Origin of the sequence: Aliivibrio sp. EL58 (genome assembly GCF_900312675.1) — a bacterium.
Lineage (GTDB): Bacteria > Pseudomonadota > Gammaproteobacteria > Enterobacterales > Vibrionaceae > Aliivibrio.
The window spans coordinates 224,122-247,395 of sequence record NZ_OMPC01000001.1 but is presented as its reverse complement, the minus strand read 5'-3'; the positions used below and the strand labels follow the sequence as shown (position 1 = coordinate 247,395).

Annotated in this window: 24 protein-coding genes; 19 read left to right on the top strand and 5 right to left on the bottom strand. The window is 35.3% G+C overall.

The genetic code is table 11. From position 1 onward, the window contains the following. The first annotated feature begins 12 nt into the window (after positions 1-12). Together ED622_RS01090 and ED622_RS01085 are read left to right on the top strand one after the other, a co-directional pair. Positions 13-1,389, top strand: a complete 1,377-nt coding sequence (locus ED622_RS01090) for a diguanylate cyclase (protein ID WP_122032134.1) — start codon at positions 13-15, stop codon at positions 1,387-1,389. A gap of 1 nt (position 1,390) precedes the next feature. Then, a complete protein-coding gene (locus tag ED622_RS01085; RefSeq protein ID WP_122032133.1) occupies positions 1,391-2,272 on the top strand; it encodes a LysR family transcriptional regulator in 882 nt (293 codons plus the stop codon). Between the two features lie 4 nt (positions 2,273-2,276). Here the strand turns inward: ED622_RS01085 and ED622_RS01080 are convergent, their stop codons facing one another. Continuing rightward, positions 2,277-2,888 (bottom strand): response regulator transcription factor, encoded by a 612-nt coding sequence (locus ED622_RS01080; protein ID WP_122032132.1) that lies wholly within the window; start codon positions 2,886-2,888, stop codon positions 2,277-2,279. Between the two features lie 368 nt (positions 2,889-3,256). Here ED622_RS01080 and ED622_RS01075 point away from each other — a divergent pair, with 368 nt between their 5' ends. After that, positions 3,257-4,000 carry a glycerophosphodiester phosphodiesterase family protein gene (locus tag ED622_RS01075; protein WP_122032131.1) on the top strand — a complete coding sequence of 248 codons (744 nt, stop codon included), beginning with the start codon at positions 3,257-3,259 and terminating at the stop codon, positions 3,998-4,000. Positions 4,001-4,040: 40 nt separating this feature from the next. After that, positions 4,041-5,336 (top strand): MFS transporter, encoded by a 1,296-nt coding sequence (locus ED622_RS01070; protein WP_122032130.1) that lies wholly within the window; start codon positions 4,041-4,043, stop codon positions 5,334-5,336. 93 nt (positions 5,337-5,429) lie between these two features. On the opposite strand, the gene yidA is transcribed toward ED622_RS01070, so the two are convergent. After that, complete coding sequence (gene yidA, locus ED622_RS01065; protein ID WP_162922456.1) at positions 5,430-6,239, bottom strand: sugar-phosphatase; 810 nt, start codon at positions 6,237-6,239, stop codon at positions 5,430-5,432. Between the two features lie 101 nt (positions 6,240-6,340). On the opposite strand from yidA, the gene ED622_RS01060 reads away from it, so the two are divergent. Beyond that, the gene (locus tag ED622_RS01060; RefSeq protein ID WP_122032128.1) at positions 6,341-6,994 is read left to right on the top strand and encodes a tRNA (adenine(22)-N(1))-methyltransferase TrmK; all 654 of its coding nucleotides are present in this window, start codon (positions 6,341-6,343) and stop codon (positions 6,992-6,994) included. 57 nt (positions 6,995-7,051) lie between these two features. Here the strand turns inward: ED622_RS01060 and ED622_RS01055 are convergent, their stop codons facing one another. Next, positions 7,052-7,687: a hypothetical protein gene (locus tag ED622_RS01055; protein WP_122032127.1), complete on the bottom strand. Its 636-nt coding sequence runs from the start codon at positions 7,685-7,687 to the stop codon at positions 7,052-7,054. 116 nt (positions 7,688-7,803) lie between these two features. Further along, positions 7,804-8,745 (bottom strand): YeiH family protein, encoded by a 942-nt coding sequence (locus ED622_RS01050; RefSeq protein WP_162922412.1) that lies wholly within the window; start codon positions 8,743-8,745, stop codon positions 7,804-7,806. A gap of 269 nt (positions 8,746-9,014) precedes the next feature. Here ED622_RS01050 and ED622_RS01045 point away from each other — a divergent pair, with 269 nt between their 5' ends. Then, positions 9,015-10,286: an MFS transporter gene (locus tag ED622_RS01045; RefSeq protein ID WP_122032125.1), complete on the top strand. Its 1,272-nt coding sequence runs from the start codon at positions 9,015-9,017 to the stop codon at positions 10,284-10,286. Here ED622_RS01045 and ED622_RS01040 read toward each other — a convergent pair. After that, positions 10,283-11,230, bottom strand: a complete 948-nt coding sequence (locus ED622_RS01040; protein WP_122032124.1) for an endonuclease/exonuclease/phosphatase family protein — start codon at positions 11,228-11,230, stop codon at positions 10,283-10,285. The two genes, ED622_RS01045 and ED622_RS01040, sit on opposite strands and share 4 nt — an antisense overlap. A 199-nt stretch (positions 11,231-11,429) precedes the next feature. On the opposite strand from ED622_RS01040, the gene ED622_RS01035 reads away from it, so the two are divergent. From ED622_RS01035 to ED622_RS00975, 13 genes are all read left to right on the top strand, one after another. Next, a complete protein-coding gene (locus tag ED622_RS01035; RefSeq protein WP_122032123.1) occupies positions 11,430-13,058 on the top strand; it encodes a phosphoethanolamine transferase in 1,629 nt (542 codons plus the stop codon). 101 nt (positions 13,059-13,159) lie between these two features. Further along, on the top strand, positions 13,160-13,846 hold the full coding sequence (locus ED622_RS01030; protein ID WP_122032122.1) for a response regulator transcription factor: 687 nt from the start codon (positions 13,160-13,162) through the stop codon (positions 13,844-13,846). Further along, positions 13,834-15,255 (top strand): cell wall metabolism sensor histidine kinase WalK, encoded by a 1,422-nt coding sequence (locus tag ED622_RS01025; protein WP_122032121.1) that lies wholly within the window; start codon positions 13,834-13,836, stop codon positions 15,253-15,255. Before ED622_RS01030 ends, ED622_RS01025 begins: the two co-directional genes overlap by 13 nt. A gap of 110 nt (positions 15,256-15,365) precedes the next feature. Then, on the top strand, positions 15,366-16,508 hold the full coding sequence (locus tag ED622_RS01020) for an ABC transporter substrate-binding protein (RefSeq protein WP_122032120.1): 1,143 nt from the start codon (positions 15,366-15,368) through the stop codon (positions 16,506-16,508). Positions 16,509-16,739: 231 nt separating this feature from the next. Further along, positions 16,740-17,630, top strand: coding sequence for a transcriptional regulator (locus tag ED622_RS01015; RefSeq protein ID WP_122032119.1), 891 nt, complete (start codon positions 16,740-16,742; stop codon positions 17,628-17,630). Then, positions 17,620-18,048: a two-component system response regulator gene (locus ED622_RS01010; protein WP_122032118.1), complete on the top strand. Its 429-nt coding sequence runs from the start codon at positions 17,620-17,622 to the stop codon at positions 18,046-18,048. The genes ED622_RS01015 and ED622_RS01010 overlap by 11 nt, the downstream gene beginning before the upstream one ends. Next, the gene (locus tag ED622_RS01005; RefSeq protein WP_122032117.1) at positions 18,041-18,361 is read left to right on the top strand and encodes an Hpt domain-containing protein; all 321 of its coding nucleotides are present in this window, start codon (positions 18,041-18,043) and stop codon (positions 18,359-18,361) included. The genes ED622_RS01010 and ED622_RS01005 overlap by 8 nt, the downstream gene beginning before the upstream one ends. Before the next feature lie 388 nt (positions 18,362-18,749). Then, positions 18,750-18,959 carry a Flp family type IVb pilin gene (locus ED622_RS01000; RefSeq protein ID WP_122032116.1) on the top strand — a complete coding sequence of 70 codons (210 nt, stop codon included), beginning with the start codon at positions 18,750-18,752 and terminating at the stop codon, positions 18,957-18,959. Between the two features lie 12 nt (positions 18,960-18,971). Next, positions 18,972-19,406 carry a prepilin peptidase gene (locus tag ED622_RS00995; protein ID WP_122032115.1) on the top strand — a complete coding sequence of 145 codons (435 nt, stop codon included), beginning with the start codon at positions 18,972-18,974 and terminating at the stop codon, positions 19,404-19,406. An 8-nt stretch (positions 19,407-19,414) separates the two neighbouring features. Then, positions 19,415-20,206: a Flp pilus assembly protein CpaB gene (cpaB, locus tag ED622_RS00990; RefSeq protein WP_122032114.1), complete on the top strand. Its 792-nt coding sequence runs from the start codon at positions 19,415-19,417 to the stop codon at positions 20,204-20,206. A gap of 10 nt (positions 20,207-20,216) precedes the next feature. Further along, positions 20,217-21,545 carry a type II and III secretion system protein family protein gene (locus ED622_RS00985; RefSeq protein ID WP_122032113.1) on the top strand — a complete coding sequence of 443 codons (1,329 nt, stop codon included), beginning with the start codon at positions 20,217-20,219 and terminating at the stop codon, positions 21,543-21,545. Continuing rightward, positions 21,542-22,051: a hypothetical protein gene (locus ED622_RS00980; protein WP_122032112.1), complete on the top strand. Its 510-nt coding sequence runs from the start codon at positions 21,542-21,544 to the stop codon at positions 22,049-22,051. The genes ED622_RS00985 and ED622_RS00980 overlap by 4 nt, the downstream gene beginning before the upstream one ends. A gap of 1 nt (position 22,052) precedes the next feature. Next, complete coding sequence (locus ED622_RS00975; protein WP_122032111.1) at positions 22,053-23,273, top strand: chromosome partitioning protein ParA; 1,221 nt, start codon at positions 22,053-22,055, stop codon at positions 23,271-23,273. Position 23,274: the final 1 nt, after the last annotated feature.

Genomic DNA, 23,274 nt, shown 5'->3' with positions numbered 1-23,274 from the left:
AAAGGAATTTAGATGAGAATTTTAGTAAATAAAGTTCATGAGCTAGTTTTGCGTTCAATGTTAATATCTATAATTTTGTTTTTAACCATGATTATTTTATTTTCTGAACGATTAGTTAAAAATGAACTTCAGACATTTGATTTAATAACGACTCAAATTAAAGAGTATAAGAATAATATTCTCTTGATTGGTCTTTTGTTAGAAGATAGGATTGCTGGAGTGAATTTAAAAAAAGATAACGTTGATAAATATGTTGATTTACCATTAGGTGGAATCTATAAGTTAGATATTGAAAAATTTACTAGAGAAGAATATTTAGTGTTACAAGAGTCAAAAGAACTATTTAATTATTTACCTAATTTTTATAATGATGAACATTATCTATTATATTATCGTTCTTATATTGGTAGGAAATTATTCACAGCAAGAAGACACCCTGATTATATATTAACTGAAAACGTATTTTCTAGTGAGAGATTGAAAAAAAATAGGTCTTCTACTTTATATGGAAGCGTTCTGGATTTAAAAGATAGGGTGATTATATCTGGTATATATACTGATGATATAACAGGTAATTATATTGTTACTATTGGAACACCTATTTATAAAGGAGATGAAATAATAGGAGATATAAATATTGATATATATATTGAGAATGGTATTTTTCTCAATGATGGAAAAGAGATAAATTTTAATAAAAATGGTTTTTATAATATTGTATTAATTGAACATAAATCTTATCCATTACATTTTTTTTCATACTCAAAAGAGTATGTTATTGATAATAACACAATGTTTATTTATAAAGTCCCATTTTCAAAAATTATTGTGGATTTTATTTGGTTATTTATTGGTTTGATCTTTTTAATGTTTTATATTTTATATAAACTTTCAGAACTTAAAGGAAATAAAATAAAGTTAAATTATGCAGAATCAGTCGTTAATTTAGATGAATTAACAGGGTTATATAATCGTTCAATATTAAATGATGATGTTTTATTAAATAAGATTGTACAAGAAAAGTCATCGATAATTGCTATAGATGGGGATAAATTAAAGTATATTAATGACAACTATGGACATCATATTGGTGATGAAGCAATTAAACAAATATCACATGGTATGAGGGTTACTTTTAGAGATAGTGATTATTTGATCAGAACTGGAGGGGATGAGTTTTTAGTTATCTTACCAAATTGTGATAGTACAGCGGCACAACGTTTAGCTTTTGATTTACAAGAAAATGTTAGTTCGGTTACATTTAGTAGTTATAGTTTATCCGTTAAAGTCAGTACTGGAGTAACTAGTATTTTGAAGAAAGAAACATTAGAATCAGCTATAAACCGTGCTGACACATTACTATATAGTGAAAAATCAAAAAGGAAGTGATATGAAACAAGGGGTTGATTATAATTTATTGAGAGTATTAATTTTACTAAATAAGCACCGTAATTTAAAAAAAGTGGCTTTCATTTTAGAAAAAACAGAGAGTGCAGTAAGTAAATACCTAGCAAAATTGAGAGAGCAGATCGGAGATCCATTATTTATTCGGTCCTCTCAAGGGTTAGAACCAACATATTTGCTGTTATCATTACTACCAAGTATTGAGGCTGGACTGAATACAATTGATAATGCATTACTTAATAAAGTAAAGTTTTCTTCAAAAGATTATGATGAACCAATTCGAATTGCAATTCACTCTGTTGCTATTTCATTGTATGCCTCAGATATTTATAAAGCGATTCGTTCACATTTCCCTAAGCCTATTATATCTATTGAAGTGTGGACGGAATCTACAGAGCTGAGACTTCTTGATAATAAAGTTCAAATAGGGATAAACTTTATGCATGAAGAGCGTATAAAAACTATTTACCAATCAAAATTAATTGATACTACACTAGTTATAGCACTTCCAAAAGATAGTCCGATTAATACATGGGAAGAAGCTATTGATGGGGAGTTTGTATTTTTTAAAGTGAATGATTGGAATCATTCAAGACAATATTTTGTTGAGCATTGTAAGAAAGAAGGCATTAATCTTAACTATAGAATGACTACTGATGATTTTGCGACAGCTATACGTTTATCAATAGAAGAGAATATGCTTCTTATCTCATTAAAAAGATTAATTAATACGGATAGGTTAAAGACTATTGAAATTCCTGGGGACTTTCAATCTATGTTCCCAATGGTGTCTTGCCTTAAATTATCAAACAGGCAAAACCCATTGCATACTCAGTTAGAGAATATTATTAGAGATGTAATTAATTAATTTTTTAACATGCTTCTTTTATGCTGTTATTTACATTTAATAATTCAATAATAGAACCTGCATTATATTTATCTAATATTCTTGATTTATAAGTACTAATAGTTTTTGCACTTAGAGATAATATTTCAGAAATTTGTTTATTGTTATACCCTCGAATTAAGTAATCTAAAACAATTACCTCTCGATTTGATAGGTCCATATTTTTCTCTGATAATGAAGTATGTTTAAAAATAGAATATCCTCTTAATATATTACTGATAGCATCATTGATAAGTTCTGTTGGTTCTTCTTTAGAAATATAGCCATTTGCACCTACATTTTTTGCTGAGTCTGAGTACATTTCATAGCCATAACTTGAAATTACAATAATGTATCCCTGGTAATTCTTAGATCTTAGCCTTTTTATAAAATCTAGCCCATTGAATTGATTTTGTTTTATATCTAGTGCGATAAATCCAATGTTATTTTCTTTAATAATAGTTAATGCTTTTTGCATAGTTGTTGCAGTATAAATTTGTTCAATGTTTTCTTTGCTTTTTAGTTGTCTCGTTATTGATTCAACAATAATAGGAAATGTATCTAAAATTAATGCGTTAACCTTAAAAGAAGAAGGCATTTATGTCTCCACTTGTATATGTTATTTGTCATAAAACGCATCCTTTTGACGTATCCATTAACGTATTAGAAATATAGTAACAGTTAGTATACAAAACTAAAGGAAAAACCAACTTTCCAAAATGGAAAGTGATAGGTCAATAATTATCTTCTTGTGTGGTTTGAGGCAGTAACTTGATACCGACACAGCTTAAATTTAGGGATATGCTTCTTTCATATAGTATTAATAATGTTAACTGTTAGACAAAAAAACAGATAAAGCTCCAATTCGAACGTTCGAATGCGCATTATGTTCGTTTGTGTCACATTTATGTCATGCTCTTCGCGTTATCATCGCTCCCATCTTCTAACACGTTAAATAGGTTAACAATGAAAACATTAATAGCGCATCGTGGAATGTCTTCTCTTGCTCCTGAAAATACGCTTTCAGCTTTCTCTTTATGCAAAGACCATGGTGTTCAATGGTTTGAATGTGACGTAGATATTCTTCAAGACGGTACGGTCATTATTTCTCATGATGATACGTTAGATCGTTGTACTGATAAAAGCGGTCGCTTATGTGACATTAGTAGCGCTGATTTGTCTTCTATTGATGCGGGTAGCTGGTTTAGTGATGATTATATTGATGAGCGTTTACCTACTGTTCAACAATTAATTGCTATGGCGAACGAAAAAGAACTGAATTTAAACATTGAAATTAAGTCGTGTTCAGCTAGTGCGAAGCTAAGTCATCTGTTGATTGATAACTTGATCATTGCTCTTAAAGAATTAGCGCCAGAAAGAGAGCTGATTATTTCAAGTTTTAACCACCTTGTACTATCAGAGTTTAAGCGTAAAAGTCCTCAAACTAAAATTGCGTGTTTGTTTGAAAGTCATAACTTATGGGATGACTGGAATTCAATTATTGAATGGTGTGAAGCGGATTATATTCATCCTGAAGAGAAAGGCCTAACTCGTGAAATGGTACAAAAATTCAAAGCGTCTGGCATTAAAGTCAATGTTTGGACGGTTAATGATTTAGCGCGTGCAAATGAACTGTTTAACTGGGGAGTTGATGGTATTTGTACCGATATAGCGCATAAGTTCCCTTCGAAATACAAAGCTCAAAAATAATAATTAAAAAATAAAACAATAACGTGAAAGGATTACCTCTATGAACTTCTTTGAAAAAATAGGCTTTACTAGCCGAAATCAATTGTTTGGCTTCTTCTCTGTCGTGATGTCAGGTCAAATTATTTATTCGGCTTTTGAAGCTTTTAAGGGAACATTTTACAACTTACTTTTAGACGTTCTGCAAATAGACAACACCCAAATGGGGATCTTGTTTACGCTGATAGGCTCAGCGATGTTCTTTTATATTCCGGCTGGCTGGGTCAATAACCGTTTCTCTGTAAAATCCATTTTAATCACCAGTTTGAGTATTCGATTCTTGAGTATGATGGCCATCATATTTTTACAACCTGGCTTTAGTGTATTGGTGGTAATTGCCGGTATTTGGGGTTTAGTTGATGCCGCTTTCTGGCCTGCGGTTGTAAATGGCGTGACCTTAATGTCTGGCGATAAAAATAAAGGTATGGCATTTGGCTTGTTAGAATCTGTACGACGCGCGGCTGAAATGAGCATGAATGCGGTGATCGTTGGTATTATGGCACTGGTTGGCGGCTCTATTCTTGTATTCCAGGGCGCGATTGTTTTCTATACGTTATTAATCCTTCCTATGATTTTCTGTGTATGGAAATTTGTGCCAGATAACCACATGGAAATCAAACAAGGTGAAAGTAAAAACAAAGAAGCGTTAAAAGGTTTATTCCATGTATTGAAAATGCCAACGGTATGGTTAGCTGCTATTACGTCTCTAACGGTATATTGGATTTACATCACTCTGATTTACACGGTTCCTTATCTACAAGCGGTATTTGGATTATCAACAGCACAAGCGGCTATCTTCGGTATTATTAATACTGGTGCAATGGGTGTAGTTGCTGGTTTGGTTGCGGGTTCGATTGCCGATTTCGTATTTAAATCGTCGATAAAAATGATGTTCTTTGCATTAGGCTTAACTGCGGTGTGTTTAGGTGTGACTATTGCGTTGCCTAAGACTGAAGGCATGCTGATGATGAACATGGTGCTACTAATGTGCTTCTCATTCAGTATCTTCTTAGCAAAAGGAATTATCTTAGCGCCAGTAGCTGAAGCCGGTGTACCAAAAGATTACAGCGGCTCTGCAATGAGTGTGGGTTCGTTTGCGGCTTACGCTTCTGTATTCTGGGCTTACGCATTAAATGGTTGGATTATCGATACTTACCCTGCGATTGAAGCCTATCAAATGATCTTTGGTATTGGTTTAACGGTAGCGGTACTTGGCATGGTGTGTTCACTTATTCTGATTTCACTGAAGAAGAAAAACGGTGGTGATCAAGAGGGTAAACTGGTTGAGTCAGAAGCTTAATTATCTATTGAATTAAATAAAAACCCCAGAGTGTTAAAATGCTCTGGGGTTTTATTTGTTAGGTATGTTGAGTTATCAATATAACGTGAACGATTAAGCGTTCAGTACAAACTCTTCAATCACTTTAGCTACGCCGTGATCATTATTGCTAACGGTAATATGGTTCGCAATTTCTTTGATATCATCAGTTGCGTTTGCCATTGCAACGCCAAGACCTGCGTATTTGATCATATGCCAGTCATTGCCCGCATCGCCCATACAGATCACTTCATCTGCAGTAATACCAAGATGATCCGCCAGTGCTTTTACACCGACGCCTTTATTGCTGTTTGGGTTTAAAAACTCCAAGAAGAAAGGCGCACTTTGTACAATCGTAAATTGCTCATATAGCTCTGCTGGCAGTTGCTTGATAGCTGCTGAAAGTAATTCTTCTTCATCAATCATCATCGCTTTTAAGATCTGCTCGTCATCGGCCAGTTCTTCAAAATCAATCACGGTGATTGGCATGCCAGTGATGCTAGATTCATGCTCAGTGTAATAGCTTGATTCTGGTGTAATTAAGCCTTTTTCTTGAGAGAAAGCATGAATATGAATCCCAAGCTTTTTAGCCAGTTTAGCAATGGCCTTTGCATCCGCACCCGTAATGATTTGGCTGCGGATCACTTCTTCACTTTTTACTTTTTGAACTAATGAAGCGTTATAGCTAAGAACGTAGTCGTCCTCAGTGGTCATGCCTAGTTCTTGTAGCTGTGGTTTCATGCCATTTAATGGGCGACCTGAAGCTAATACAACGACAACGCCTTTTTTACGAGCTGCAGCAATTGCCGCTTTGTTTTCTGCTGAGATTTGTTTATCTGAATTAAGCAGAGTGCCATCCATATCCAGTGCGATTAATTTATACATCATAGTTACCATTGGATTAAAAATACTATTAGCTAGCTTACCTGAATTTTATGAAAAAAATACTATATACTGTGGCTGATTTTTACTACTGATACAGGCTAATGAAGTTAAGTTCTCGTTTAGATACCATAAAAAATAAAGTTACCGATCACTATAATCATATTTGGGATTGCTGTTGTGATCATGGCCAATTAGGTGTTGCTTTATTGAGCTCACAACCTAAAAGTATGATCCACTTTGTTGATGTCGTAGATGAATTGATGGTTGATCTTGAAAGTCAGCTTCAAAAACACGCATCAGCAATTCAGTCTCAATGGCAAGTGCATTGTATGGATGTAGCGAAACTACCGTTAATAAAAGGGAAAAAGAACCTGATTATTATTGCAGGAGTTGGTGGGGACTTGTTGATTGAGTTGGTGCGTTCTATTCAGACACGTCATAGTGATATTGAGCTGGAGTTTATTCTTTGTCCTGTATTACATAACTATATGGTTAGGTGTGAGTTGATAGAGATGGGCTTTGGTCTGATATCAGAAACATTAGTTAAAGAGAACAAACGCTTCTATGAAGTACTGCATATTAGTAACCAAGCAGCAAAACCGATTACGTCTGTTGGAAGCGACATGTGGAATTTATTAGATAGTGATCATCAAGAATATTTAAACAAGACTATTTCACATTATCAACGAATGGAAGCGAATTCTAAATGCACGAGTAGGGTAAGTGAGCAGTATCAAGAGCTTATAGGTAAGTAAGTATTTGGTGAGTAAAAGCTAACGCAATTGAATAATCGTTAGCTTTGTTCGCCTTAATTAATGTTTTTGAAGGCGATGAACTTCAATACCAAACCCTAAAGCACTGTAAGCCAATAAAGAGTAACCAAGCAACTCGGTGCCTTCTTCAGCTAAGTTTTTTATGGTTCGAATATAGTGCCCATCAAGCAATGTTTGCCATAAATAGTTCATTCCTGCTAATCGAGAGAAAACAAGAATAATCACCAATGCACAGCTGAGAGTGTAAAAATAGCGGCTATCAAAAAATCTTGCTGACGTAGACAATAGGCCTTTTCTATTTTTAAATGCTAAGAACAGACAAGTGAAAGCAACGATCAAAGCTGGAACCAACCAGAACCCATGATAAACCTTGTCCAGAACCCCGTCAGACTCCCTTATAAACATACAACTAAAGAAACCAATGATCAGCGTAGCAAAGGCTCGTGCTTTTTTGTTCACTACAGCGATGTAAGTAAAAGAGACGATCACAACGAGTAGTAAAAACTGTTGATAATACTCTGTTAATGAATTTTCACTAAGCCCATTCTTTAAAACGATGATATCAGTACGAATAACAAGATAGGCAATAGCGGCGACAATACATTGGATAAAAAATTGCAGTAATCCTTTTTGGATTTTTTTGATATCTGGATGTGTTGAATAGGTAAGAAACATGACAGCCTCAAGTGTTATTGACTAATTCATCATTATAGAGGGTGTGACACAATCTGTATGTACCCATTTATTAAAAATAGGATTCCATATCAAGAGGCTATCATGTTGTAAATGTCTTATGAAGCGTAATTCATAATATAAAACAGAGAGGTTGTTGATATCACAACCCACAAGCTAACACCAAAGATCAACGGTTTTGCGCCCGCTGCTTTGATTTTTTCAATCGAAATACCACAGCCAATAAAGAATAAGCACAGAACTAAGAGCTTTTTCGACACATCAAAAATACCACCATAGATCAGGCTAAATTGCGGTAAGTTATCACTAATTAAAATAGCTAAGCAGTAGAAAAGGATAAAGTAAGGGATCGTGATTTTTTTACTGTTGCTACGAAAAAGTAGAGCACTAATAAAGGCAACTGGAACAATCCATAATGCACGCGCTAATTTAAGCGTTGTTGCAGTTTTTAACGCTTCTTCACCGTATGCAGAAGCGGCACCAACCACAGATGAAGTATCGTGAATCGCAATAGCTGCCCAAGTACCAAAGGCGTGTTGGCTTAGCTCTAATGCATGGCCAATGACTGGGAAAATGAATAGCGCAATTGAGTTCAATACAAATACCGTAGCTAAAGCAAGACCTGTAGATTCTTCATCAGCATTAATCGCAGGAGCAACTGCAGCAATAGCGCTACCGCCACAAATAGCAGTACCCGATGCGATCAGATGGCCTGTCACTTTATCCAGTTTCATCAATCGTGCCAGTAACCAACCTAGAACGAGTGTGCCTACGATGGTTGATAAAATAATGCCAATTCCATTTGAAGTGGCCTCTATTGCTTCATTCAGCTGAATACCAAACCCTAAACCAACAATAGAGTAAGCTAACAATTTTTTAGTGACTTTTCCCAACGCAAAGGTCGTGGGTACAAAACCAAAACTAGCCAGAGCAAAACCCATAACTAAAGCGGTTGGTGAACTAACCCAAGGGGTGAGCGTTAATAGTGCAGCAAGATAAAAAGGAAAATAATGTTGTAAATGGGATTTATTAAAAGTCATGTTTATTATTCGTAGGCATAGATAAAGCAAAGATATCACTTTTATTCTGTTTAGTAAGTTTAATAATTCAATATATTAGGTTAAATAAACCTTAACAGAAGTAAGGATTTTAGAAATAAGACACAAGGCAGTGTAATAGACTGGTTTCATTAAAAATAAAAGCAAACTTAAGAGATTTACACTCTTATAAATTTAAGGTTAATCGGTATACTTTTTAAACAAAGGAAAATAATAAAAAATGGCTAGATAGCAGATCCCAAGGAGGGTGTATGGAAGAGACAAAAACAGCTGATGGAAATAGTGGCGTAGAAGAAACGGAAGAAAGTGGAAGCGTATTACAGTGGGACCGTCTTTCTCGTTTTAATCATATTATCTGGACAGTATTGGTTGGAACTCTTTTAGCGCGAACTACGTATTTTATGGCTTGGCCCTTTCTTATTGTCATTCTCTATCAAGATTTTAATGCCAGTGCAGTAACGGTAGGGGCTATTTTAGCTGGCTCAGCAGTGGTGGGGTCATTTACTGGGCTATATTCTGGTTGGTTATCTGATAAATTTGGCCGTAAGTGGGTGATGGTTTCTGGCTGTATTATTGCGGCGTTTTCCTATTCAGGAATTGGTATTGCGAATTCTATTTTTCAATTATTTATTTTGGTCGGTATGTGCGGCTTAATGCGACCTATGATAGAAGCCCCTGCAAAGGCGGTGATTGGAGATAACCTAGACGATGACAAAGACAGAGAGCTAGCGCTTAATGTTCGTTATTTCTTGATTAATGTAGGTGGAGCAATTGGTCCTTTAATTGGTATTACTTTAGGTTTAGCTCATCCAAAAATATTGTTCTTAGTCACAGGAATTACCTATTTGGCTTTTGGTCTCTTTTTGTTTATCTCTTTTGCCAGAAGTAATAGCGAAACATTACTGTCTAAAAGTACAAGTGATGTAACGTCCTTTTTCTCAACAGTTCGGATCATCAGTAAAGACAAGCTATTTATTAAATTGATTGCCGCAAATTTAATTATGATGTTTGTCTATGGTCAGTATGAATCTTCGATCCCTCAAGTAATCGTTCGTACGGATATTGTCGATGCTGCCAAGTTTATTAGTGGCTTGGTGTTAGTGAATACATTAACGATAGTGGTATTGCAGTTTCCGATGTTAAAGCTGCTTGAGAATGTACCATTATTTACACGCACTCGGATTGGTATGGTGATGATGGCCTTGGCACAAATTGCTTTCTTAATGGTGCCTATTGATTTTCCGGTTGGTTGGCTAATGGCATGCTTTATTTTAAGTGTGGGGGAGGTGATTGCTTTTCCAACCTTGAATGTGCAAATAGACCAATTAGCGCCTAAACATTTACGAGGAAGTTATTTTGGTGCCGCCGCGATTTACGGGCTAGGGTTTGCACTTGCTCCCTTCGTTGGTGGAGTGCTTATTCAACTTGGTGGTGCACCCCCTCTGTTTATTGCTTGTTTTGTTCTTTCTTTATTAATGATTGCTTTATATAAGTGGGCGGAGAAGGAAATTCCAAGTAATTAGTTTGGTTTTGATTTAGCCGAAAGATAGGTCACCACCGCACTATGATCAGAGCCTGAAAACTGAGGTAATGCTTCACGTTTACAGATAAACAACGAGGGTTCCTCAGAATTTCTTATCCAAAAATGGTCAATGGCGATCTGTGCAAAAGTTGGGATAGGAATGCCTTTGATCTCTCTTGGCCAACTTTGAACAGGGGCTGTTTGGTATTCTTTGTAAGCGTGTTTAAAGCGTTGTGTATTTGCAGATAAATTGAAATCACCAATAATTAAGGTATCAGTATAAGGGGAGTAATCTGCTAGGCGTTCTAAACTTCCTATAAGTGCATTTCTTTCATGCCAAAGTTGCTTGGTTCTTGGTGATGGTGGATGAGCAGTATATAAACTCACTGGGCGATGTTCACTGCTTTGCCATATACCGCTGATCATATAATGACCTGCTGGAGTATTCTGTGCTCTTAGATTCAATGGTTGTTTACTGATTATCATTTGCCCGCTTGGGTAGCCAAGTCCAGGTGTTCCTCCAAATTGATACGGATATTCATCTATTAACTCCATAAGTCGATCACCATGCCACGGTGCTGTTTCTTGAAGCACGACAAGATCAATATCATTATCTTTTAAATAGTCTAAAAAGGGAGTGAGATCAGGGTTGGTGTAATACAGATTATATTGAATTATAACAAGAGGGTTGTGGCACTTTTGGTTTGAGTAACTCGCTTGTGGGGACTGATAGAGCCAAGCAAAGAATAAGCTCAAAGCTAAGAAAGAATAAAAGTAATAGCGGCGCAATAATAAAACAATAAAAAGAAAGGCATAACCAAAAGCAATGATACTTGGTATACCTAAAATGTTTTCTAACCACCAAATAGCGGGCACATAAGAGAGTGAAACCCAAAGTAGACTAGGTAAAATTAGTAGTGCAATCCAAAGTCCTTTTTTATGCATTTAGCCTCCATTTATTACTCTTATGCTTAAGACTGTTTAATTTGTCTTAGGTATTTAGTATGGGTGATAAATTAGAGGTTTGCGCAAAATTATTAATGCATTCAAATTAATAATGAACCACAGCGAATCATAAGTTTATCTTCAGTGAATCTTAAGTTTGATATGTGACACTCGTTTCATTCCCTAAGAGCCTGAAGGTATGCTTGTGTTGTCCAATTTGATTTCAAAACTTAAAAGCCAAAAAATAACCATGAAGATGGTGTCACTGATTACTTTAGTGTCCCTGTATTTTGCCGTGGTATTTAACTATCCAATTAATGAAAAGATTTATCTACTTTCTCAAGGTAATGGCCTTTTTCTGTTTCTAACACCTGCGATTCTTACTTGTGCTTTTATTATTATTTTCTCAATGATTGCTGTGCCTTACTTGTTCAAAGGTATTGTGATTATTTTGACTCTCACCTCTTCGATGGCGTTTTATGCCGCGTTGCAATACAACACCATGTTTGATTATGCGATGATCGAGAATATCTTTGAAACCAACGTTGGTGAAGCTTCCTCTTATTTAAGCTCGGCTTCTATCGGTTACTTTATTGTCTTTGGTGTGCTTCCATCATTGTTTCTATTAAAAGTAAAAGTGATCCGCAATGCTTCATGGGGTAAAGAGCTATTTCATCGTGCTGCATTAATGAGTGTTGCGATTGTGGGGCTGCTGCTGATTTCTGTTTTCTATTTTAAAGACTATGCCTCGATTGGTCGCAATAACTCGTATTTAAATAAAATGATTAACCCTGCCGATGCTTTCAATACGGTTAAGTACATTAATAATGAATATCTAACCGCACCTTTGGACTACATCACAATCGGTGAAGATGCAGAGGTAATTCCAGCGAAGAACGGTAAACCGACACTAATGGTAGTGTTAGTTGGTGAAACTGCTCGTGCGCAAAACAGTGCTTATAATGGATATGAAAGAGAAACCAATCCATACACTAAAGATCTTGGTTTGATTGCTTTTCAAAATGTGTCGTCGTGCGGAACAGCAACAGCCCATTCTTTACCATGTATGTTCTCTAATATGGTGCGTACTAATTACAATAGAGAGCGTGCCAATAACCAAGATGACGTATTAGACGTGTTGACTCATGCTGGTGTCAAATCGGTATGGATAGATAACGATGGTGGTGACAAAGCGGTTGCCAAGAACATTGAAAAAGTGATGATTAGCGATACCTCTTCAGATGAATTTTGTAATGGCTCAAGTTGTTATGATGAAGTGTTATTACAAGGCTTAGATGAGCGAATTCAAAATACCACAGGAGACCAACTGTACGCACTGCATATGATTGGTAGCCATGGCCCAACGTATTGGAAGCGTTATCCTGAGAATATGGCGGTATTTACCCCTGCATGTAATCGTAGCGATATTGAAAATTGCAGTGATGAAGAGATCACCAATGTGTATGACAATACATTAGTTTATACCGACTACGTAATTGCGCAGACGATTGCAAAGCTAAAAACGTATTCTGATAAATATAATGTAGTGATGCTATACATTTCAGATCACGGGGAATCGCTTGGTGAAAATGGGTTATATCTGCATGGCGCGCCTTACATGATAGCGCCTAAAGAGCAGACTCATGTGCCTTTCTATGTTTGGATGAGCGATGATTATGCGAACCAAAAAGGCATAAATAAAGCCAGTGTTATCAGCAAAGCGGCAGCGGGTGGTTTTTCCCATGATAATTTGTTCCATACGTTACTTGGCTTATATGGTGTGAAGACTAGCGCGAAAGACAATAGTTTAGACATTATGGCGAACTAGTTAGAATTGAGTTCCTCAAATAAAGAAATGGGTTAATCATGAGAATGGTTAGCCCATTTTTGCTACTATCATTATATAAAATAATAAAGTGGTACTGAATAATGAAAATATTGCTAATAGAAGACTCTGAACACTTACGTCGTAGCTTAGTGGTGGGTCTGAGTAACCTTGGTTTTACTATTGATGAAACTGGAGACGGTTCAAAGGGGCTCTCGATGGCAATTACCAATGAGTATGACTTTATTATTTTGGATTTAATGCTTCCTAATGTCGATGGTATCACGCTCTTAAAAAGCATTCGTAAAATGGGTAATGATGTAAAAGTGATTATCTTATCGGCAAAATCACAGCCTGAAGATCGCGTTGAAGGCTTAATGTCTGGCGCTGATGATTATTTAGTTAAGCCATTTTCGTTTGATGAACTGCATGCTCGTATCTTAACCGTAGCTCGTCGAGGTGGAGTAAAGCATAATGACGACCACGTGGAAATTGAAGGATTTACGCTTGATTTAGCAAAGAAAGAACTCGAATTCTCAGGTCAATTGATTGAACTAACAAAAAATGAGTACAAGATTGTCGAGTGTATGTTTCGTTCTCGCAATCAGGTAATGACAACAGAAAATATCAGTGATTATGTTATTGGTTCATTTGATTCAGTTTCGAAAAATACCATAGAATCACACTTATCCTCCATTCGAAAAAAGGCGAAAGCCGTTGGTGGCGAACTGCCAATAAAAAATAAACGAGGCTTTGGTTACTACGTGGAAAAACGCTCATGTACTCAATAAAAGATCGGTTGGTTAATGCGTTAACCGTGATCATTGGCATCATTTTATTGGTGGTCTTTTTATCTTTGGATTTTATTCTCGATGCTTGGGTTGATCAGCAATTCGACGATGCATTAGTGGAAAAATCAAACTACTTCAAATCCTTAGTTGAAGTGGAAAGTGATGGTATTGAGTTTGAATATCACAAAGGTTTTATGCCTCAATTTGAGAGAGAAGAAGAAGCTCAATACTTTCAGATTTGGTTAGGTGAGAGTACTTTTGCAAAGTCGCAATCTCTTAGCTATTTTGATGATATTGACCTTGATTATCAAGATGTACCTACCCATGAGAGTCGTATCTTTGATATTAAACTCCCTGATGGTAATATGGGAAAAGCTATTTCAGCTCGTTTCCAACCACAATTATCATCCGATGTAGATCCTACAGATGTGACTTATATTGAAACCATGTACTTAACCTTGGCGATCTCTAATCAACGAGTGAGTAACATTCTATTGATGGCAGATTTGTCTCTTATCTTTGTTTTTATTACTGCTATCTTTGGTATTCGAATGGTTGTAATAAAAGTAGTAGATAGAGAATTAGATTCATTGTATTTGCTCAATAAAGAAATTTCAGAGCTTGATGAAAATGCACAAGGTATTCAATCTAATCCAAAAGAAAGCAAAGAAATTTCACCTATTAGAAAAGAGCTCAATCGATATATTGAGTTGAATATTCAAAATGTAGCCAATGAAAAACGTCTTTCTTCCGATATTGCCCATGAGTTAAAAACACCGATAGCAGAGCTCATTAGTTTAAGTGAAATGAACATTCGTTTTCCTGATGATATTCGTATTTCAGCTACTTACAAAGAAGATGTACTATCGATTTCGAATAATATGAAGACCATCGTCAATCAATTAATGGCATTGAGTCAAAGTGCATCAGGAAATTATGGGATTGAAAAGAAGGAAGTGGATGTTCGACTCTTGACTGAAGAGATCTGTGCAGAATTGCAGTTTAAGTATCCAACAATGGGAGAGAGAGTTGCTTTCTCTTCATCATTAGCCTCTCCGATGATTTATGTTGACCGTTTTAGCTTAGAAACCGTGATTAAAAATTTATTGGATAACGCTCTTTTTTATAGTGTAGAAGAGTCCATCGTGTCTGCGAGTATTGAAAAAGAGGGAGATGGAAGTGTTGTGATTAAGATAAAAAATACATCTTCTAATCCATTAACTCATGACGATCTCAATAACATATTCAAACCTTTATATCAGGTAGATAAATCAAGAACCCACACAGATAGGCATGGCTTAGGCTTAGCTATTGTAAAGAATATAGCTCAATTAAATGGTTATGATTTATCGGTTGATTATCAAGAGAGTAGAGAGATCACATTTACTGTTGTGATACCGCAAATATAGCTATTTTTGATTATTAAATATAACCACAAAGCTCTGAATAATCATAATTTATACACTATAATCGGGACTAACATAATAAAAATACTCTTTAATGGATAAAGGAAAAACAGATGAAAAAGTGGTTGTTATTGCTCAATAGCCTAATACTTTCTTTTAGCGTTCATGCTGCAGATACATGGAAAGAAATAGAACAAAAAGCCAAAGGCCAAACGGTATATTTCCACGCATGGGGGGGAAGCCAAGAGATAAACAATTACCTTCGTTGGGCAGATAAAGAGCTACAGCGTAATTATGGTGTCACGCTAAAACACGTAAAAGTGGGTGATATTGCGGAAAGTACGTCACGTTTATTGGCTGAAAAAACCGCAGGGAAAAACGACGGTGGCAGTGTTGATATGGTTTGGATTAATGGTGAAAACTTTAAATCCATGAAGAATAACCAACTGTTGTTTGGTCCATTTGTTAATAAGTTACCAAGCTGGGAGTTTGTGGATAAAACCTTGCCTGTAGACAGTGACTTTTCTGAGCCGACGTTAGGCTTGGAAGCGCCGTGGGGTGTGGGTCAACTTGTATTTATTCATGATAAGCAAACACTAAGTAATCCGCCACAATCTTTTGCTGAGCTGCTTAGTTACAGCAAAGCTTTTCCAAATAGAATTACTTATCCTAAGCCGCCAGAATTTCATGGTACGAGTTTCTTAAAAGCGCTATTAATTGAGTTAACCAATAACAACCCTCAGTTAATGAAGCCAGTAGAGCAAGTGAACTTTGCTGAGGTGACTAAACCATTATGGCTATATCTGGATGAACTGCATCAAACGGCATGGCGCAAAGGTAAGCAGTTCCCATCAGGTACGGCACAATCATTACAATTATTAGATGACGGTCAGATTGATCTTGCGGTTACGTTTAATCCAAATGAAGTCTTTTCTGCACAAGCGAGTGGTAAGTTAGCTGGCACCACACAAACCTACGCAATGGAAGCGGGGGCACTGTCTAATATTCATTTCTTAGCTATCCCATGGAATGCATCAGCAAAAGAGGGCGCTCAAGTAGCAATTAACTTTTTACTGAGCCCAGAAGCACAGTCTCGTAAAGGGGATTTAAGTGTCTGGGGTGATCCATCAGTGCTGTCGTCACAGTATTTAACGGGATCGGCAAAAAACACCAAGCTATTTAAATCCTTAGCAGAACCACATCCAAGCTGGCAGGTGGCGTTAGAGAAAGAGTGGCTAGTTCGCTATAGCAAATAAATTATAAGTACGATAAAGGCTGGATAATTAGTATTTATTACTCATTCTCACAGCCTTTTTTTATAAAATGCGTTCTTGGCTAATCTTAAAAATGTGACGTAAAAGTAAGCAAAAGATCTATAGACTCGCTTTCCTTGTAGGCATTTTTGTTTAACTTGTCATTTGAAATGCTATGTGAATAAAAAAAAGAAAGGATTACCTTGCGCAAAGGTAGAGAATTAGTTGATTTTTATGAAGCGTTTATTTGAGCAGATTTTAAAAAAATATAGAATAAGAAGCGGAATTACACAGGAATTCATGGTCGACTTATTAAGTAATAGTTCTCCTAAACTGCAAAAATTAGATAATGTTACCTTTAGTCGTTGGGAAAGAGGGATTACTATTCCTCCGTTTCGAAAGCAAATTGAAGTATATCAACTGCTTGAGGTTGATCCCATTGATGAGCTTATCGAATTAGACATAAAATTACCTGTCATAGAGAGTGGTGAATATTTTGTCGCTGATCATTATCTGGAATCGATAGAAGCCTTTTCTTCTGACTTCTTAAATAGGGCGAACATTACTGATATTGATTTATTCATGAGTGATATTGAACTTATAATCGCATACGATTTGTATTTTCAACGGCTAATGATAGCGTTTAGAATTACAGATTTGAAAGAATTCACTTTAATGTTGATTAAATCCTTCAATGCAGAAATCATGTGTTGTAAATATAAACGAAGACTTATTGGGCATTCGATTATCATCCATTGTGATTCTGATTTTATTACAGATATTATGAATAATAGTATTGATGATTTAAAAATAGATTTATATTCAGGAATCAATTCATTCGTTGTTTCATTTCATAGCTCGACCTTATCTTCTTTTGAGTTTACTATCGGAAATATATTGAATAAATATATGGAGATACCAAATTTAGATGTTAAATTATATTTATCTTCAATAGAGAAAAGCACCCATAAGTTATTTTTAAAGTTAAAAGCAAAAGTTAAGTACAATGAGCTTTATAATAATGAAAACCAAAAGACGGCAGAACTCTCTAAGCTTGATGTTAGCGTCTCTAGAGAGGCAATGTATTTGATTACTGCGTTTAGAAGGAAGCATTATGAAAAATAAAATAAATATAGTATTAGTTGATGATATTAAATTTTCAAGAAAGGTAATCTCTTACATTATAAACAAACACTTCGACGATCAAGTTAATATAATAGAAGCAAATAATAGCAATGATGTACAAAGTATTTTTAGTAAAAATATTAAAATTCACGGTATAATTTCAGACATTATGATGCCTAATGGTGATGGGGTAGAATTAATAAACATTCTATCTAGTAATAATTATAAAATACCCATGGTTATCGTCTCATCACTAACAACAAAAGTTATAGAACAAACGATGGAGCAGGCAGAGTCTGGGGGAGTAAATATTCTTAGTGCTTTTAAAAAACCCATCCTTGCCGAAGATATAATTATGTCTATTGAGAACTTCCTCTTACAGAATATGATTCATTCACGGGGTGAACACTATGTGTAGTCGTGTTCAAGAATTTAATGCTGAAGATTTTGAGAGAGGAACTAGTACCATCAATGGTACAGAGGATGCACAGTTCTTTAAATTGATGCTTAAAGAACAACTTGAGTATGAGATCAAAGGTGTAGATAGAGGTAACCTAAAAGAAACTATTCATGCGATTAAAGGTATATCCAGCTATGGCGGTTTGAATCGATTGCATGAAATATGTAAAAAATTAGAACGTTATTATCAAGTTATCGAAGTTAATTATCTTAAAGTAATGCTAGAAAAGGAGTTTGTGAAAATTGTAAATAACAAAGATTTTATTAAGTAACGATACAGGTCTTATCTCCATTAGTAATCAAATCAAAATCCGCAATTATTTCGTATTTCCATCCTCCTTATTAATAGATGCCTCATTAATAATTATTATCTTTTCTCTATAAAACTAAATAAAGTACAGTTAAATGATACTTGACTCACATTTGAGAACGCAAGAGTGCTCGATGTAACTTGTTGTTTTTGTTATTCTTATCTTGTTGTAGGCATTTTGTTTTTATTTGAAAATCAAAATGCCTTATTCATGTTTGTGGCAGGTTATTATTATTTTTCCAGTTTCTTGATATGTCTAAATAAATAGGTATCTCATTAAATATAAACATCAGAGAATAGCAATAAAATCGATTATTCTTTGTCTATAAAAATTAATATAAGGTTATAACATGCTAACTAAGCTTGTAGTTAAGTCTCAAATCGCATTCGAAAATTTTAAAAATGATCAACGTGGTGTTACTGCTATTGAATACGCTATTATCGGTGTATCAATCTCAGCTATCGTTTTACTAATGTTTAACGGTACTTTAAAAGATGCGCTAGTTGGAGCAATGACAACTGTTTCAGATAATATCTCAACTGCAAATGTAAGCAGCTAATAATTATTAATCATGAGTGATTTTTTATTTAAATGGTGGCTTTTATTAGTCACCATTTCTTGTTTTATTTGTTATAAAGATATCTCGGTTCGAGTTATTTCAAATCGCATATGTATGATGGTTTTAGTATTGTGCTGTGTTGTTTGTATTATTATTAATAACTACGATGCAGTTCCATATTCGATTGTTATATTTATTGTTGGCTTTATTCTATTCTTAATGAATATTATAGCAGCGGGTGATATTAAGCTTGCTTCTGCGTTCTCTATCGCAGTCAACCCAAAGTACCAATTGTTAGTGATTACTATTATTTTATTGCTTGGTGGTGTTATTGCCTTTAGCCAATTGCTTTGGGGGAAATATCGAAGTAATGAGAATCTAAACGGCGTACCTTACGGGGTCCCTATTTGTGTTGGCTACCTATTTGGTATTGCAGCATCAATTTGAGGTGAATAATGAAAACTAAATTAATAATTTTACTAGCTGTTGTAACTATATTTTTTGGCCTATACGGTTTAGTAAATAGCTTATCCCTATCTCCCACTCCTCTTAAAGAGATCATACCTAATAAAGTGGTAAAGATTAAGCTTTGGCGACTGAAAAAAGATGTAGTTTCAGGTGAGGAAATAGCTCAACGCACATTAGCATTAGATCTTGTTTCTGAGTCTAAAGCGAATGAACTTGGCTTTGATGATAATGTATTAATTGATATCAAGCCTGGAGTGATCTTCAGAAATACTCTTGCTGAAGATACTTACATATCAATGAATGATTTAATTACACCAGATCAAGATGGTTACATTAACTATGTTATTGCCCCTGAACGAATTCCTTTTCCTATTTCTGTAGACCCTTCTTCTGTTATTGGTGGAGTGATCAGTGCTAGCTCTTTTGTTGATATTTTAGCCTTATCATCTCCTCAACAAAGTAAATACAACTCTAAAAACTCCTTGAGACAAGGGGTCTCTATAACTCCAATTTTTAATCGAGTTAAGGTGCTACAAGTTAAAAAGTCGGTTTTAGAAAACTCGCGAGATTCAGACCAAACTCAAACGGTGACTTTAATCCTTGAATTAACCCGAGAGCAAGCAGCCAAAATGATAGTGGCAGAGAAAATTGCCGATATAGAAGTGTATAAATCTGTGGGTGATTATGACTCAAGTGAGTTACATGCGGATGCTGGAGATATTCTCTCCGATTTCAATGCTATCACTGAATATCGCGCAAATGATGTGACGATTAAATAGGACAAATGATATGTGGATTAAATGCTATAAAATAATCGCGGTGATAGCTCTATTTAGCTTGTCCTTTACGAGCTTTGCTGCTGGTGTATTGAATCTATCAGAAGGCGATGCAGAAACGATCACGGTACAACAAGATATTTCCTCTGTTTTCTTATCTGATCCGAAAATTGCAGATTATCAAGTGATTGATAAAAGAAAGGTGGTTATTTATGGAAGAACTATTGGTAATAGTACGGCATTAATTTTTGGAGAGAATGGCAATACATTAGTAAGTAAAAAAATTATTGTTAATAAAAGTTTAGGTATTATTCAACAGTATATCTCGGTTAAGTATCCAGACAGCGATGTTGATATTTTAAATGTTGGCGAGCAAGTGGTATTAAGCGGTACTGCACCGACAGAGCAAGAAAAAGATGATATTAACGATGTTGTAGGTCAGTTGTTAAAAAAAGACAGTACAGATTTTACGTTTGAGCACCACATGGAAAATGATGATTATGAAATGCAATTTATGGAACGTCATGATTACGATGGGATCTTAAATAATATTGAAGTCACAACAACCAAGCAAGTTAACGTTAAAATTTCAATTGCTGAAGTTTCACAATCATTCTTAGAACAGGTCGGAATACAATATGGTACGGCGGGAAGTGGTGCTGGTGTATTTGTACAGCCATTAACTAATTTTAGTTCGTCCGACATAATGTCAGTAATTACGGCTATTGGTAATGACTCTGTGGGACAAATATTAGCTGAACCCAATTTATCTGTTATTTCTGGTGAAAGCGCGAGCTTTTTAGTCGGTGGTGAATTACCTGTTGTTACTACGATTGATAATACTCCAAGTGTCAGTTACAAAGAATTTGGTGTTCGATTGGAGTTAATGGCAAAGGTAAAAAAAGATGACAAGATTACGTTGTCATTAGTTCCTGAAGTCAGTTCTTTAGATACTCAATATGCAAATGATAATTATAATTTACCCGCATTAAAAACTCGTCGAGCACGTACGACAGTAGAACTCGGTGATGGCCAGAGCTTTGTTTTAGGTGGGTTGTTGAACTCTGAAGATAAAGAAGATCTACAAAAAATTCCTTTAATTGGTGATATTCCTATCCTTGGCGCTCTATTCCGTAATTCGACGACACAGAGAAATAAAACAGAGTTGATCATTGTGGCTACTGTCAACTTAGTTCAACCAATTCATCCATCTCAAGTACAACTACCAATGATGAGAAAAACAACCACATTAAGTCGATTTTTTGGTTTAGAAAGTTCTTATTCTAAAGCAAGTGATAAATGGGCTACTGAGTTATTAGCAACTGGAGGATTTGAAAAATGATCAATTGGAAGGCGTTAATATTCTTACCTATTTTATTTATGTATGGTTGTGCCGATCAGGTGAGTGAGCGTCATGGTACTGATATCGATGTATTTCCTGTGACTTTCTCTATTCAATTGGTGAAATCCAAGAAAGCAGAAGTAAAACTATCGGCATTTATTGATATACATGAAAGTGAAATGAAAAATCATGGTGTAGATATTCAATGGTTTAATAATAAAGGTAAAAAATGGGCAAATGAACTTAATAAAAAGCTGATTTCGAGCGGCATAGATAAAAAAGTCATTGTGATTCATCAAGGCAAGAAAGCAACCTCCCACTTTGATATGAAGGTGTCACTCATTACACCTAAAGTGGTTGTTTCACATTGCGAATATGCAACACATTACAACATCGGAACCAAGGCCGATGGTTGTTTTACTGAAAATGCACGTTGGTCTTCAATGGTTAACCCACAAAAAATGCTGCTAGATACCACTAATTTAGTTCCAAAGGCTGGTGAGTAATATGTTTGACCTTACAAAATCAATCAGTCTGCCTGTTAAAGAAGAAAAAACAATATCATTAGTTTTATTTTATCAAACAGAAGAATACAAAGAATTAATGAAAGAAGTTTTCCGTTTTGAGGGCGTTACCGCTCCTGTAGTCTTTAAATACAGTGATGATGAAATCCGTAATAATGCTCGTGATTTTAGTGATCATATTATTATGATCGAACTGAATGAGGCTTTTGACGTAACCTATGAAATAGAACTGATAAGCCATCTACTACCGACGAGTGCTTCTGTTATTGTCATTGGTTCTGAGAACTCAATATCAACGATCCGAACGTTGAGAACAATGGGCTATTACTATTTATTCTGGCCTATCAATAAATTGGAATTAATTGATTTTATTCGCGGTGTTAATGAAGATATTTCGAGAAATAGTAAACTTAAAAAGAGCCGTCAAGCTAAGAGAGTTGCGATTTGGGGGACAAAAGGGGGAGTTGGAACTTCATTTATTGCCGCTCAATTAAGTAAAGAACTGTCTGAAAAACGCAGTAGCTCTTGTTTGGTTGTTGATCATAATTTTAGTGCTGGCAATTTAGATATTATGATGGGAATTAAGCAATTTAAAAGACGTCTACTTTCACCTGGAATGTTAAGTTCGAATCTGGATGTTGATTTTGCAACCAGTATGGCGACTAAAATCAACGATAAGCTCTCTTTGTTAGCGATAGAGTCTGAACATTTATCAACGAGTGATATGGAAGGCTACGTTGAGGTGCTTACCAATCAATTAGCTCAAGATACCAACTTCATTATTGAAGATTTATCTGGTTTTGCGAGTGAAAGACTCGACTTTCTAGCACAAGATATGGAAAAACAGCTTGATGTTTTAGTTTTAGTAATAGAACAGTCAGTTTCTAGCTTGAGAGAAGCATCATTGGTATTAAATGCAGTTAATGAAAAAAAACTGACAGTACGTGTCATTGTGGTTGTAAATCAAATAAAACCTGAAAAGTACTCAACGGTTGATTTGGATGGAATTGAAAAATACATCGATACAAAACTCGATGTGCTTTGTCCATTTGAACCAAAGCTAGGTTCCATTCTTTTACGTGGTGAAAGTGTCCATTCAAAAAGTCTTCCTATAAGCCGAAGCCTTAGCCATTTAACCTCATTGTTACTTGGTGAAACACCTAAGAAATTAAGTCTATTTCAACGTTTAACGAAGAGAATCTAGC